Below are 14,817 nucleotides of genomic sequence, written 5' to 3'. Positions count from 1 at the left end.
GTGATTCACTACCGCTATCATGCTCGCCGTAGCTGATCTTCCCGACGATCCCAAGGTGCTCCGCGCCATGATCGTCGCCGCCCACGCCGAGACGGCGCGGCTCATGGCGAAGGTGGAGCACGCGACGGCGGAGGTCGCGCGCATTAGCGCCGAAGCTGAGCAGAACGCCGTCGTCCAGGCTGAAGCCGATGCCGAGATCGCTCGGCTGAACAGCATCATTGCCGCCTTCATGCGTCACCGGTTCGGTCCCCGCTCGGAGAAGCTTGACGACGACCAGCTCGAGCCTGGTGCTCGAGGATCTCGGCATCGCCCTCGCCAAGGTGGAAGCGAAGCTGGATACGATCAGTTCACCCAACGCGCGCGCCGAGAAGCAGCGCTGTACCAACCGCGGCCAGCTGCCGGCGCATCTTGAACGCGTCGAGCAACTGATCGACGTCGACAGCAAGCAGTGTGCCTGCTGCGGCGGTGATCTCCATGCCATCGGCGAGGATGTGGCCGAACGCCTCGACGTGGTGCCGGCAGCTTTCCGGGTGCTGGTGACCCGCCGTCCGCGTTATGCGTGCCGTGCCTGCGACGGCCAGGTCGTGCAGGCGCCGGCACCGCCGCGGATCGTCGAAGGCGGGCTGCCGACCGACGCGCTGGTCGCGCAGGTGCTGGTCTCCAAGTACGCCGATCATCTGCCGCTCTACCGCCAGGCCCAGATCTACGCCCGTCAGGGCGTCAACCTTGACCGTTCGACATTGGCAGACTGGACCGGCCGCGCCGCCTGGTGGCTGACGCCGCTGCGGGATCACCTGCTTGCTGTCCTGAAGCGGGGACCAAGGCTGTTCGCCGACGAGACGACGGCACCGGTGCTCGATCCAGGACGACGACGCACCAAGACCGGGCAGATCTGGGCCTATGCCCGCGATGATCGACCATGGGGCGGCACCGATCCGCCGGCGGTGGCCTTCATCTACGCGCCCGACCGCAAGTCCGAGCGGCCACTGGCACATCTCGCCGGGTTCAGCGGCATCCTGCAGGTCGATGGCTATGCCGGTTACAACAAGCTCGGCCGCCGCAATGACGTGGCGCTCGCGTTCTGCTGGGCCCATGCGCGCCGCAAGTTCTTCGAGCTCGCCAGGGCCGACGCCTCACCAACGGCCACCGAGGCACTACAGCTGATCAAGGCGCTCTACGCCATCGAGGACGAGATCCGCGGGAAGGACGCCGAAGCCCGTCGCGCTTTGCGGCAAGAGAAGAGCAAGCCGATCGTCGACGCGCTGTTCCGACTGCTCACCGCCCGGCTCCCCCTGGTCAGCGCCAAGAGCAAGCTGGCCGAAGCGATCCGCTACGCTACCTCGCGACGGACCGGCCTGACGCTGTTCGTCGAAGACGGCCGCGTTGAGATGGACAGCAACACCGTCGAGCGGACCATCAGGCCCATTGCCCTTAACCGCAAGAACGCCCTGTTCGCCGGCTCCGACGACGGCGGCGACAACTGGGCCGTCATCGCCAGCCTCATCGAGACCGCCAAGCTCAACGCCGTCGATCCCCTCGCCTGGCTCACCGACACCCTCGAGCGCCTTGCCCGCGGACACTCCAGCCAGAACCTCGATCAGCTCATGCCGTGGAACTTCCAAGCCTGAAGGGCCTCGGCACATCGCTTACGACTGAAGGGCTTTGCACGGTTCTTAAAATCGGATGACGAGGTGAGCCAGGGGCAAATCACCAATATCGGCAGCGTTCCCGAGCCGGCTTCGTGGGCGATGATGCTCACCGGATTGGCATCGTCGGCGTCTTCGGCCGTCGGCGCCAAGGGCTGCCCGTCGTCGCTGCCTAGCGCCGACTGTATTCGCCAACTGCAGTAGCGCGAGGGCCAAGCCGCTTATCTGCTCTGCTCCGAAAGCGCCACGAAGCATCTGGCCCGATAGCCTGTTCGCGGGTATCGGGCAGAAGATAGTTCCGGGCGGCTATGCCAATGCTACAACAGCGACATTCGTTCGACGGCGCATCGTGCCTCCGACGAGCGCAAAACCAGTGATTATCATCGCCAAGCTCGACGGCTCGGGAACGCCGCCAGCTGCCATTGCCGGAAGCTGACCGCGAATCTCACCGGCGGGAAACGCCATTGAATGTACGTTGAGATACGCCATCCGCTAGTCAGGCCGTTTAGGAAGTAGGTTCGAGCGGCTGTTGCGGTACCGTCGGCCAGAGTCAGAACGTCAAAGGTATAGGTCGATGCCAGTGTCAGATTGTATGTCCCCGTGATCACACCCGTCGAGGGATTGCCGGCCGGGAGCGAGAAGGCGACGGCGATCGGCGTGCTGCCGCTAGCGGACTCACAACAGTGGACATGTGCGCCCTCGATTGACGACGACAGGCTGGTGTAATCGATCACCACGCTGAAGCTGTTTCATCCCAAGCAAGTATTAGCTCGCCCATCCCAGAGGCGTTGCTTTCCTGCGGTGGCACCTGATCGAGCGAACTCAAAACTGATTATAGACAGTAACTGCGCCCGCCGGAGCAGTGCCCATTGCAAACAGCGCAAGACTGGAAATGATAGCGAAACGAGTTGTTCGTTGAACAAAAGTCATCATGCGATCGGCTCCACTCAAGGTTACCCCCAAACGTTATCCTGACGGTATGGTTCATACCTGCGATGCGGCAAACGACCGCTATGAGCACAAATACGTGATTTTGAGCTCACTCAGTGATGACAAAGTTTTTTGCTGCTCTCCTCGGCATAGCCGTAAGCGGTCAGGCGGCTTGCGGCACGCGGCCCCGGAAAAGCAGCCGTTAAATTCAACAGCCCAATGAGCGGAACGGTCAAGAGTCCGCGCCTTACGGAAACCGTACCGGCTAATGCCCGACTTCGGTGCGGCACTCATACGCACCGAGATTGTAGCGAGATCTATATACTCGGCCGACTAATAAAAGGCTTTCGGTCTAACCCGTCGGGTACTGCCATCCAACATCAAGAAGGTGATCGGGGCGGTGCCCGAATTATCGCGGAACACTGCAACTCGATCGTCCGTCCAGAGCGCCGCTGCTTCGCCGTTCAATGCCGCGATTTGATCGCCAGCCTTGAACCCTGCCGCCTGCGCCGGACTACCGGGCGAGACGAACTGCACCATGAGCACGCCGTTCTCTCCCGACATGCTCAAGCCAAGGCGGTCCTTGTGGAAGGCTGACGAACCGGCATCAGCCAGCGGCACCGCGTAAAGCCGGTCCTGTGGATAATCGATCAGCAACCGGAACCTTGCCAGGACCGGAAGGCCAAGGTTGCCCACGACGCGATTTGAGTTCGATGCTGAAACGACGTCACGGGTAAAACTCGCCGGGACATCATTTAAGGTGACGCCCGCAAACTCGATGCGGCGGAGGGTGGCTATAATTTCCGGGTGGAAGCCACCGACCGCCCCACCAAGCACTTCCGAGCTCTTCCGGCCCGCGAGCAGCTGGCGTGGTTGATAATAAGCCGGATAGATTTCCATCGGAGAGCCGTTGCCAAGGTCGAACTCAAACTCGACGGGCGGCGCGCCTTCGACGCTGACCGGAACCGATCGGTTCCCGATTAGCCGCCTTAGCGGGACCGTGGCGGCACCTGATGGCGGCGCAATGCCTGTGGGGTCGCGAAACGCAATCAGACGGTGCGGGAAATCGATATCGACAACCAGCTCGTTGAACAGTTCATCGCCGAGAACGAAAGGCATTGGGTGGCCGATTCGCCGGGCGATTGGCTTCAGGTCGAGCGAGGCGACGGTCAATCCGGCGATCTTGAGGTTGCCGACTTCGACATCGACGTCACCTGCGAACCCCGCAGTATCAAGCCCGCCTGTACCCCCGGCGGTAACTCGCCCTGCGGCACTGATCCCGATTTGCTTCGCATAGTCGTTGTCGATCGTAGACACTGTCGCACCACTATCGAGAAGCGCTAGCGTGTCGTGACCGTTGATTCTCGCCGGGATGAACATGCGGTTGCCGTCGTAAAATTCGAAGTGCAGCCATCCAGTCGATGACGCGCAGCCGGTGAACGCCGTCTTCCTGATAAAGGATGGTCTGGTGAAGCTGCCCGGACCCGCAGGCTCGTTGATGTTCATGGTAATAACGCGATGCGTTTCGTTGTCGCTCGGCACAGCCCCCTCGATTGTTTTCAGAAATGGCATCCGAACCCCGTCGACGGGCCGCCAGTCGCTGAACCGCTCAATCTGCAGCTGCCGCTCTGCCGTCACTCGAATGCCGCCAAGTTCGCCGGATACCGGATCGACCAGAACATCGTAGATATCATCGTCGCCGAACGTAACCCGCACGGTGGCCCAGGTGCGGCCGCTGTCGGTAGTGGGTGCAGCAAGTTCGACTTTAGCCCCACCTCGACCACGCAACGCATCGGCAAATTGGAGGGCTGCACTGCGCCGCAACGACAGCGTGTCAATCAGGGCCATCGACTGCACTTGCGCGGCCGGGGTGACCTCCCACGCGCCATCGGGTGTCACCGCCTGGATCTGCTTCAACGGCCCCAAATCCAGGTCGACGCGACTACGCCCGTCGCGAGCAGTGAGGATCTTTTCGGTTCCATGAAGCCCACCGCTGTCGAGGGTATTCGACTCGCGGATGGACGACAGATGTTCGAAGGCAATCCCACCGCGCCACACGGTGTAACGATCAATGATTGTCTTAAGATCGGCCGACGCATCGACGTTTACAGGAGAAAGGAGCAAGGAGCAAGGCGACAAATGCTATTAACATGGGACAACCTCTAACTTCTTATTCGCTGACGACGCAATGTATTAGGATAGCAATACAAGGTAATTGCCGCTTGTTGATGACTGCCGAAGAATTGTTACGACTTTTGTCGAAGCGGCAATTTAATCGGTCGGTTTATCGAGCTGCGAAGACATAACGTGGGTCGAGCGAGGCCTCGATCAACTGGCTTGCAGCGCTTGCACTTAGGGCCGGCATCGCCAGAACGACCGACGTGTCGATTTGCCGATCAGGAACGTTCCAATAGGCTCGCAGGAGGGGGCCGATCGCTTCGTGTGGTACGAGGTTGAAACCATGTCGTTCATAGAAATGGACCGCCCAGGTCGCCGCTGCCCATGTTCCGATCAGACAGGGGCGATCGCCTGCGCTTTGAAGATCAGCGATCAGCTTTGAGCCAATTCCGCGCCCCTGCACGTCTGGTCGAACATAGGCGTGACGAATCAGGGATACGTTGCGTACGCGCTGGATGCCCATGACACCCACTAGTGTTCCGTCTTGAACATACCCTGCGAAGACAACGCCGCCTGCCATCTCGATCCGAAGTTCCTCGACCGGCATGTACGGCTCGCGCCACCGGTCGGCTGGGATAACGCCGCGATACGCATCGGCGGCGGCATTGATCACCGCCAGAATGACAGACACGTCATTTTCGTCGCATCGTCGAATAAACGGAGGGATCACAGTCCCAGAAGCGTCATCATCGTGAGGTCGCATCGATCGTCTCCTATGGCGGACGATTGATGCCGGGGCACAAAGCGGCGGTCTTGAACGAAATTGCAGCCGCTTAACGCATTGCCGCCGCGAAATTGCCGGGCGTAAGGCCGTATCGCCGCGTAAATGCCCGGTGAAAGTGGCTCTGGTCTGCGAACCCGGCGCCGATTGCCGCGTCAGCCAGTCCTACACCTTGCCGGAGCATTAATCTTGCGAGGTCGAGTCGGCGCTGTACGACATAGGCGTGCGGCGTTAGTCCCGTGAGGCGAGCGAAACCACGCAACATCTGAAAGCGGCCGGTTCCGACTTCTTGGGCCAGAGCGTCCAATGGATGATCTCCGGCCGGATCGTCATCGATCCTCGCCTTGGCACGCGCAGTTGATGAACACGCGACCGATATCGGGCGCGGCGAATAGTCGATCATTCCCGCGATAAGCAACGTCAGGCGCTCATCAGCGGCATCGATCTCCTCCCTGTCGGTTATCGAAGCGTACGCCGCAGCAAAGCGCCCCGCGGCGCGACTATCACGCACCACCGGATTGGAAAATACGACGTCTCCGCGATCGCCGTTGTAAATATCCAAAGCAATGGTCTTCATCAGACCGGGTGCCACGTAGAGCATCGCCCAACGACGGCTTTCCCCGATCGGCGAGCCGTCGTGGACCTCGCCTGGATTGACAGTGATAACATCGCCGGCGATGGCTTCGACGGTTCCACGTCCGCTCCACGACCGCTGCGCCCCCGCGAGCATGACGCCAATCCCGTACTCATCATGCGAGTGGCGGTCGAAGCTCTGTCCAGAATGCGCCTCGACCGCCGTGGGACCGCCGCTGCCGCGCTGGATCGCGAATGATCCTCTTTTCATTTGGAGGATGATGCGCAGCTTGCAGGAAGACGCAAGTACGCAAATTTGATAGTCTGCTAACGCGGCGAGCGTCGGCCCGCCGCGAACGCTTGCGACGGCAATGATAATTGCGATGTGAACACTTTCGGCACTTCGGGGCCGGTAGCCGCCTGATGGCTTCCAGGTGATCAGATAGCGAAAGCGGACCTCTGTTAAGCCGGAGCTGCCGTCGAGAACCCCCACATTCGGTCATTTGCATTTGCTGATTGACCACCCGGAAGCCGATTTCCGTTCACGTAAGTGAAGCAACGCGAATAGGACCGATTGATGAGATGTCGTATATCCATCGTCGAACATTCGTCTACGGACGGCGTCGAGCTTCCGGCGGGCACATGCCCGATCGACCGAACACATGTCGATGCACTTCTCGAGAAGTTTCGGCAGCCAACTTTTTCCCTTTGCGCGGAGAATACGGCGGATCATTTAGCGTCGCTACAGCTACCCGTGACTTATCGCGCCTTCGAAGCCTGGGTGTAGCGGTGATTAAATTGGGCCCTTGAAACACCGAGCAGACGCGCGGCGGCGGACCTGTTGCCGCTGCATCGGCGGAAGGCCTCGTCCAGCAGATCACGCTCGACGTCGTCCATCGTCAGTCCCGCATCCATAAGCGCGGCGATTGCGACCGGTGACCGATTGCCATGATGTCCACTAGATCGGACGCGTCCGTCCGCGCCGAGCCGATAGCGCTGGTCGCCGAGCCGCTCTCCACTCGTAAATAGGTGGTGGACGCGCAGTGGCTCGCCCCTGCGGCCGAGAATGACGCCCCTCGCTACCATGTTTTCGAGTTCGCGGACGTTTCCCGGCCAATCGTAGCTGAGCATCGCCGACACGGCCTGTTCGTCGAAGCCTGATACCTTCTTGTCGTAGCGGGTACGAAAGACCGAAAGAAAATGATCCATCAGCAGCGGTATGTCCGCCCGACGGTCGCGCAGCGGCGGTATGCGCAGCGGGAAGACGTTGATCCGGTAAAACAGGTCGGCGCGGAACGCCCCCTTCGCGACCGCTTCGCGCAGATCGACGTTGGTCGCGGCGACCAGCCGGATGTCGACCGACCGCACCCGCGTATCGCCGACGCGTTCGATCTCGCCCTCCTGGAGTGCCCGCAGCAGCTTCGCCTGCGCGATCAGCGACAGCGTCGCGATCTCGTCGAGGAAAAGCGTGCCGCCCTCGGCCCGCTCGAACCGGCCGGGACGGCTCACCGTGGCACCGGTGAAGGCCCCCCGTTCCACGCCGAACAGTTCAGATTCGATCAACGTCTCCGAGATTGCGGCGCAATTGACCGCGACGAATGGTTTTTCGGCGCGCTTGCCCATCGCGTGGAGGTTGCGTGCGAACATCTCCTTGCCGACGCCGCTCTCACCCTGGAAGAGTACCGGCGCATCGGTGTCGGCCACGTCACGCAGCATATCGAAGGCGGTGTTGAACCCCGACGACGCGCCGACGACCCGCCATCGATTGTCGGCGGCCTTCGCGTCCCCCTCACGAACTGTGCGGATCGCGTCTGTTGCAGTGTGAAGCTGTTCGCTCCTCATGTAGCGGAGATCGGGCTCAGCATCGTCCCAGGCCTCCGCCGGTTTGCCGACAATGCGGCATTCGTCATGGCCCATGGCGATGCACTCGACCTCGCGGTAGACGATCGGCCGGCCGAAATAGACGCTGGCGTAGCCGCTGGCATAGCCGATCTGTCCCCATCCGGCGGGAGCCTGCCCGATGCCGAACGCCGTGACGTGCTCGGCGCATTCCGACGAGTGACGCCACCTGTACTCGGCATAGAAACGCCCGTTTGCGACATCGACGTCGACCGTGATCGGCTCGACGAGGACCGCGCCTTCCAGCGCGTGAAGCTGAGGCCCGACCGAGAACGCGTCGTAGACGCTGTCGTTGGAGCGGACCTTGGCGGCAACGTCGGCGTCCATCGCCCCGGCCTCGTATCCCTGCCGAGTGAAGACCGCACGGGCGCGGTCGTAGCCGACGGCGTTGATTACCTCGCGTCGGACGATGCCCATGGTCCGCGCGTGGACAAGAACCATCCGCCTCCCGGCGAGCCAGATGTGACCCTGCTCGGGAGCGAAATGGAGCGTCGCCGCCAAGTCGGAGATACGTGGCAGATCAGGCGGCACGACAAGCGAAGCAGCGCCTGATCCAACCTTCATACTTTCTCTCCCCCGTCGAATTGTCGACAGTTCGACCCAAAACCCGGCCTGCGACCGTCTGTAGACTGACGCCTTAAAACCCAAAATGTCCAGCTCCGCGGTGTCCGTCGTAGGAGCGACCCGAGTTGGCACGATCGGTGCAAGGCAGTGCTCAAGCTCGTCAAGAAGCCCAGCCATCAGGGGGATCGTCCAATGTCCATCGTTTCGAACCGCGTCATCATCGCCGCGCGCATCGGCGCGTCGCTTCTTGTCACCGCCGCATGGCCGGTCGGAGCACAGGTGGCGACGCAAGCCGCGAACCCGCCGGAGGCGACGGCCGTCGGCAGTACGCCCGGCCCGGGCTCGGGCGGGCAGATTGAGGAGATCACCGTAACCGCGCAGAAGCGGTCGGAAAACCTTCAGCGCGTGCCGATAGCGATCACCGCGTTCACGCCCGAGGCGCTGGCGCAGAAGGGGATCACCGACGTCGCCGGGCTCGGCAAGTTTGCACCGTCGGTCGAGATCGTCGGGACCTCGCCCTTCTCCGGTTCGAGCCAGGTTCTTTCGGCATTCATCCGCGGCATCGGGCAGAACGACTTCGCCTTCAACCTCGATCCTGGCGTCGGCGTCTATGTCGACGGCGTCTATTACGCCCGCACCGTCGGCGCGGTTGTCGACCTGCTCGATCTCGACCATGTCGAAATCCTCAAGGGCCCGCAGGGGACGTTGTTCGGCCGCAACACGATCGGCGGTGCGATCAGCGTGGTCACCCGCGACCCCGGCAACACCTTCAGCGGGGCGGGCGACGTCACCTACGGCTCGTATAATCGTGTCGATGTCCGCGGCTCGGTCGACATTCCGATCATCGACGACAAACTGCTGGCGCAGGTGTCGTTCTCGGCGAAGCACGCCGACGGCTATTTCCACTTCCTGAAGTTTCCCGGCAACTACGTCGACGATTCCGGGGCCTTCGTCCGGCCAGACTCGACGACCTATCAAGCGGCCGGCGGCTACAATGATCAGAATTTGCGCGTGAAGTTGAAGTGGAAGATCGCGCCCGACGTGACCTTCCGCCTGACCGGCGACTATACCAACGACGACGACCAGTCGACCGGCAGCCAGCTACTCGCCCTCAAGCCGGGTCTGAAGGATGTCTATAATACCTGCATTTCGACACCCGCCGCCGTCCTGGCGACAACGCCGCTAAACGCCATCTGCAACACGCCGCGCGGTTTGCCGGCGGCGACGGTGCCGGGGTTCACCAACGTCGTGCTACCCCCGCTCGGCGGGGTCAACGTCGACGCCGACCCGAACAACAACCATCTGGTTTTCGACAGCCGGTTTTTCTCGCCGCGGATCGACACCTCGTATGCCACCGGCGCGGGCTATTCAAAGATCAAGACGTTCGGCTTCTCCGGCACGCTTGACGCGCAACTGACCGACACCCTCGCGGTCAAGTCGATCAGCGCGTATCGCAACCTCGACAGCCGCTTCGCGCTCGACGTCGACGGCTCGCCGATCCCGATGGGCGACCATGCCTTCACCATGCGCCAGCAGCAGGAGAGCGAGGAGGTCCAGCTGCTTGGTGACTTCCTCGACAGCCGTTTGAAGACGGTCACCGGTCTCTATTACTTTCACGAGCAGGGCGACCTGACCGATTACGTTCATTTTGCGGGCGGCCTGCTCCAGATCGATGGACCAAACACATTCCACACAACAAGTTACGCCACATTCACTCAGGCCGACTACAAGATTACCGACAAGCTGGGTTTGACCGGCGGCGTCCGCTACACGCGCGATGAGAAGGAATTCCAGGGCGGTCAGCGCGACCTGAACAGCCTCGCCTACAAGCTCGGCTATCCACTATCGCTTCATCCCGATCCAACTGACCCGACACTGTATTTTCCGACGACGGACAATCACCTCAGTTTCAGCAACGTCTCATTTAAGGCCGGCGTCAATTACCAGGCGACCGACCAGATCCTGACCTACGCGACGTTCAGCCAAGGCTACAAGGCGGGCGGCTGGACGACGCGGGCGACAACCCCGATCCTCGCCGCGCCGACGTTCAATCCGGAAAAAGCCGATACCTACGAGGTTGGGGTCAAAGGGCAGTTCTTCGACCGACTGCTGCAAGCCAACCTCGCCGGCTACTACACCAAATACAAGGACCTGCAAGTTACCGTGTATTCGGGCGTTTCGCCGATCACGATCAACGCCGCACAGTCCGAGATCAAAGGTATCGAGGCCGAACTGGTTCTGGTTCCGACCTCCGCGCTGACGCTGGCGGCGACCTTCAGTTATATAGACGCGCGTTACACGCAGAAGGATGCCGGCACAAACCTCGGCGACAAGTTCGTCAACACCCCCGACTACGCGGCCTCGGCCAACGTGGATTATGTCATTCCGCTGCCCTCGGGCGCATCGGTCGATGCGCACGTCGACTATGCGTTCAAGTCGAGCATAGCCCGCGACGCCGAGAACACCCCCGAGCTAATCTCGCCGGCGACCAACGTCGTCGGAGCGCTGATCTCATACCGCTCGGCGGCGAAGAACTACCATGTCGACGCCGGCGTGACGAACCTGACCGACGAGCGCTTCATAATTTCGGGGCAGGACCAGGCCGGCATCGGCTACGTCGGCGGCACCTATAACCGACCGCGCGAATTCTACGTCCGCGCCGGCTTCAAGTTCTGATCGCGCGGAAAGGGGATTAGGGGATGTTCGAGGGAAAGGTCTTCGCCGTGACGGGTGTATCGTCCGGCATCGGGGCGGCGACGGCGAAACTGCTGCAGGCGCGGGGAGCGCGGGTCGTCGGGTTCGACCGCAACGCGCCCGGCTTCGCGGTCGACGGCTTCTTCCCGATCGACATGGGCGACCAGAGCGCGATCGAGAAGACGCTCAGATCGGTGGACATACTGTTCGACGGTCTGGTCAACTCGGCCGGTCTTCCGCCGACCGCCGACAAGCACGCGGTGCTCAAGGTCAACTTCTTCGGCCTGCGTCACTTCACGGAAGCCGTGACGATCCGGCTGGCCGACGGTGCCGCGATCATCAATCTGGCCTCGCTTGCCGGCTTCCAGTGGCGCGCGAACATTGCGGTGGTGCGGGCGGGATTGACGACTTCGTTCGCCGATGCCGACGCGTGGATCGCCGCACAGGACGTGGAGGGCGCCCCTTCGTATCACCTGTCGAAGGAACTCGTCATTGCCTGGACTTTATGGGAATGCCAGCGCTGGAAGGATCGCGGCATCCGCATAAACAGCGTATCGCCCGGACCGGTGTCGTCGCCGATCCTCGCCGACTTCATCAAGACGCTCGGCCAGCGCGCCGAAGACGATCTCAAGCTCAACCGCGCCGGCACTCCCGAGGAGATCGCGCCGGTCGTCGCTTTCATGCTCTCGGACGATGCGCGGTGGATGAACGGGACCGACGTGTCCGTCGATGCCGGAGCGGGGGCCGGCGCCTGGCATCAGATCCTCGCGTGACGACCTTCGATCGGTTGAACCCCGCGACGGAGGTGCTCGCCTCGCGATCACCGGCAATGACCGTCAGAGAGGCGGCCGCGGTCGCCGCCGCCGCTGCCTCCGCCTTGCCGGCGTGGAGCGCGCTCGGCCCCAATGCGCGCCGCGCGCAACTCAATGCTGCCGCGATGGCGCTCGAGGCGAAGGGCGACGCCATAGTCGCGGCCATGATCGCCGAATGCGCGGCGCACGAGGGATGGGCGCGGTTCAACCTGCGCCTCGGCGCGGACATGCTGCGCGAGGCGGCGGCGCTCACGACCCAGATCGGCGGCGAGGTAATCCCGTCGGACAAGCCGGGGTGCCTCGCGATGGCGCTGCGCGAACCCGCAGGTGTGTGTCTCGGCATCGCGCCGTGGAATGCACCGGTCATCCTCGTCGTGCGCGCGCTCGCGGTGCCGCTGGCTTGCGGAAACACCGTGATCCTCAAGGCGTCCGAAATCTGCCCCATGACGCATGGGCTAATCGTCGAGGCCTTCGCCGACGCAGGCTTCGCGCCGGGCGTGGTCGGACTGGTGACCAACGCCCCTGCAAATGCTGGCGAGGTCGTGGGCGCGCTGATCGACCATCCCGCAGTCCGCCGGATCAATTTCACCGGCTCGACCGCGGTCGGGCGCATCATCGCCATCCGCGCCGCGCAGAACCTCAAACCCGTGCTGCTCGAACTGGGAGGCAAGGCACCGCTGATCGTGCTGGCTGACGCCGATCTCGACGAAGCAGTAAAAGCCGCGGCATTCGGTTCATTCATGAACGCCGGACAGATCTGCATGTCGACCGAGCGGATCATCGTCGTCGACGCGGTCGCCGAGGCGTTCGTCGCGGCCTTCACCGCCAAGGTCTCGACGATGCACGCTGCATCGGTCGTCGACACGAGGGCGGTGGACCACGTCGCCGCGCTCGTCGACGCCGCGGTCGCCGCGGGGGCACGTCTGGGGACCGGCGGCCCGGCGGACGGCGTCATCATGCCGCCGCACGTCGTCGATCATGTGACCCCTGCGATGGCGCTCTTCCGCGAAGAGAGCTTCGGTCCCGTCGTCGCCGTCACCCGGGCGCGGGACGAGGCGCATGCCGTCGAACTGGCCAACGATACCGACTACGGCCTTTCGGCAAGCGTGTTCACCCGCGACGTCGCCCGGGGATTGACGATCGCACGGGCAATGAAGTCCGGGATCTGCCACATCAACGGCCCGACCGTTCATGACGAGGCGCAGATGCCGTTCGGCGGCACCAAGGCGAGCGGCTACGGCCGCTTCGGCGGCAAGGCCGGCATCGACGCTTTCACCGAACTCCGCTGGATCACCATAGAGACCCAACCTGGACACTTCCCGATTTGAGGACGCGCCGATGACCGCCGCCATAGCCGCGAACACGACCCCGGCTGCACTCCGCGGCGGCGGCTCTTGGGATGCGCGATACGAATGGCGCGTGGTCCTGCTGCTGTCGCTGTCCTTCGGTCTCGTCGGTCTCGACCGCTGGATCCTCGGGCCGCTGTTCCCAGCCATCATGGCCGACCTCCACCTCGACTACGGCCAGCTCGGCACGCTGGTCGGCGGCCTCGGCATTGCGTGGGGAGTGTTCGCGATCCTGATCGGCAACCTGTCCGACCGGATCGGGCGCCGCGCCGTTCTGCTCCCCGCACTGGTCGTGTTCTCGGCGTTGTCCGGTGCGGCCGGACTGGCGACGGGTTTCGTGATGCTCCTGCTCGCGCGGACGACGATGGGCGCAGCCGAGGGGGCATTCCTCCCGGCCAGCGTCGCCGCGACCGCGGAGGCATCGCTACCCATGCGGCGCGGTCTGAATCAGGGTCTTCAGCTCAGTGCCTTCGCGTTGTTCGGCTTCGGCATCGCCCCCATCGTCGCGACGCAGCTGCTCCAGGTCCTGCCGTCGTGGCGCGAGGTGTTCATGATCGTCGCGATCCCCGGCTTCATCCTCGCCTTCCTGCTCAACCGCGTCCTCCGCGACGCCCCACGCTTGGCGGTAACCGCCCCGCGCGCACCGTGGACTGACGTCATAAAGTCCCGCAACGTCATCCTGGGTGCGCTGTGCCTGCTCGCCGCCATGAGCTGCATCTTCGTCCTCGGCGCCATGGTTCCGAACTACCTCGTCGATTTCCTGCACCTCACGCCGGTGACGATGGGGCTGGTGATGTCGGGGATGGGCTGGGGCGGCTTCCTCGGCGAATTCATGGTTGCGGGGATCTCGGACCGCATCGGCCGACGTCCCGCCACCGCGCTCGCCTTCCTCGGCGCCGCCGTCGGCACGTGGTTCTTCGCCCACGCCCCCGCAGACCCATGGCTCCTGTTCGGCTGGCTGTCGGTCACCGCCTTCTTCGCCCTCGGTCTGACGTCGATCCTTGCGGGCCCTGTCGCCTCGGAAGCAGTGTCGCCGGCATTGATGTCCTCCTCCGTCGGGGTCGTAGCGGGCGCCGGCGAGATCTTCGGCGGAGGGATCGCCCCGGTCATCGCCGGCTTCGTCGCCCAGCACTACGGCATCGCGCAGATCTTCGTCATTCCGCTCGCCGGTCTCGCGATCGGGCTTGCCCTGTCGCTTTTCCTCCGGGAAACGGCGCCGCGCCGCGAGCGCCTGCCGGGCCACGTCGACTAGAGCGGCAGGCCGACGTAGTTCTCGGCGATGGTCGCCTGCGCGGCACAGGACGTCGCTAAGTAATTGAATCCGGCCCGCTTTGACCACAATCACGGCAAACCGGTCGCGGACGAAGGCGTGCAGTCTGTCACCACGTAGTGGGGCCGTAAGGCGTCTGGCTGCTTGGAGCGCCAGTAGCGGGATAACCGCCGTCTGCCACCAC

Annotated in this window: 10 protein-coding genes and 1 pseudogene; 6 read left to right on the top strand and 5 right to left on the bottom strand. The window is 63.0% G+C overall.

The genetic code is table 11. The features are described 5' to 3' along the window. Positions 1-19 precede the first annotated feature (19 nt). Together tnpC and KTC28_RS23370 are read left to right on the top strand one after the other, a co-directional pair. Positions 20-1,628: pseudogene (tnpC, locus tag KTC28_RS20610) on the top strand (IS66 family transposase). 63 nt (positions 1,629-1,691) lie between these two features. Next, entirely contained in the window at positions 1,692-1,850 is a 159-nt protein-coding gene (locus tag KTC28_RS23370) for a PEP-CTERM sorting domain-containing protein (RefSeq protein WP_223132310.1), read from the top strand. 102 nt (positions 1,851-1,952) lie between these two features. Here the strand turns inward: KTC28_RS23370 and KTC28_RS20600 are convergent, their stop codons facing one another. The 5 genes from KTC28_RS20600 to KTC28_RS20580 form a co-directional block, all read right to left on the bottom strand. After that, the gene (locus KTC28_RS20600) at positions 1,953-2,111 is read right to left on the bottom strand and encodes a PEPxxWA-CTERM sorting domain-containing protein (RefSeq protein ID WP_219774175.1); all 159 of its coding nucleotides are present in this window, start codon (positions 2,109-2,111) and stop codon (positions 1,953-1,955) included. 798 nt (positions 2,112-2,909) lie between these two features. Beyond that, positions 2,910-4,700, bottom strand: a complete 1,791-nt coding sequence (locus KTC28_RS20595) for a retropepsin-like aspartic protease (RefSeq protein WP_223132309.1) — start codon at positions 4,698-4,700, stop codon at positions 2,910-2,912. A 160-nt stretch (positions 4,701-4,860) separates the two neighbouring features. Next, entirely contained in the window at positions 4,861-5,385 is a 525-nt protein-coding gene (locus KTC28_RS20590) for a GNAT family N-acetyltransferase (protein ID WP_255602520.1), read from the bottom strand. Positions 5,386-5,527: 142 nt separating this feature from the next. Continuing rightward, positions 5,528-6,541 (bottom strand): AraC family transcriptional regulator, encoded by a 1,014-nt coding sequence (locus KTC28_RS20585; RefSeq protein ID WP_226895898.1) that lies wholly within the window; start codon positions 6,539-6,541, stop codon positions 5,528-5,530. A 266-nt stretch (positions 6,542-6,807) separates the two neighbouring features. Continuing rightward, positions 6,808-8,511 carry a sigma-54-dependent Fis family transcriptional regulator gene (locus KTC28_RS20580; protein WP_216711605.1) on the bottom strand — a complete coding sequence of 568 codons (1,704 nt, stop codon included), beginning with the start codon at positions 8,509-8,511 and terminating at the stop codon, positions 6,808-6,810. A gap of 192 nt (positions 8,512-8,703) precedes the next feature. Between KTC28_RS20580 and KTC28_RS20575 the strand changes: the two genes are divergently transcribed. The 4 genes from KTC28_RS20575 to KTC28_RS20560 are packed head-to-tail and all read left to right on the top strand — an operon-like array spanning position 8,704 to position 14,615. Beyond that, complete coding sequence (locus KTC28_RS20575; RefSeq protein WP_216711606.1) at positions 8,704-11,187, top strand: TonB-dependent receptor; 2,484 nt, start codon at positions 8,704-8,706, stop codon at positions 11,185-11,187. Positions 11,188-11,210: 23 nt separating this feature from the next. Beyond that, positions 11,211-11,978, top strand: a complete 768-nt coding sequence (locus tag KTC28_RS20570; protein ID WP_216711607.1) for a coniferyl-alcohol dehydrogenase — start codon at positions 11,211-11,213, stop codon at positions 11,976-11,978. Positions 11,979-12,034: 56 nt separating this feature from the next. Beyond that, positions 12,035-13,345, top strand: a complete 1,311-nt coding sequence (locus tag KTC28_RS20565) for an aldehyde dehydrogenase family protein (RefSeq protein WP_255602641.1) — start codon at positions 12,035-12,037, stop codon at positions 13,343-13,345. A 10-nt stretch (positions 13,346-13,355) separates the two neighbouring features. Continuing rightward, a complete protein-coding gene (locus KTC28_RS20560; RefSeq protein ID WP_216711608.1) occupies positions 13,356-14,615 on the top strand; it encodes an MFS transporter in 1,260 nt (419 codons plus the stop codon). Positions 14,616-14,817: the final 202 nt, after the last annotated feature.

Source organism: Polymorphobacter megasporae (assembly GCF_018982885.2).
GTDB classification, from domain to species: domain Bacteria; phylum Pseudomonadota; class Alphaproteobacteria; order Sphingomonadales; family Sphingomonadaceae; genus Polymorphobacter_B; species Polymorphobacter_B megasporae.
The sequence above is the reverse complement of the archived record's forward strand: the minus strand, read 5'-3'. Positions and strand labels throughout refer to the sequence as shown.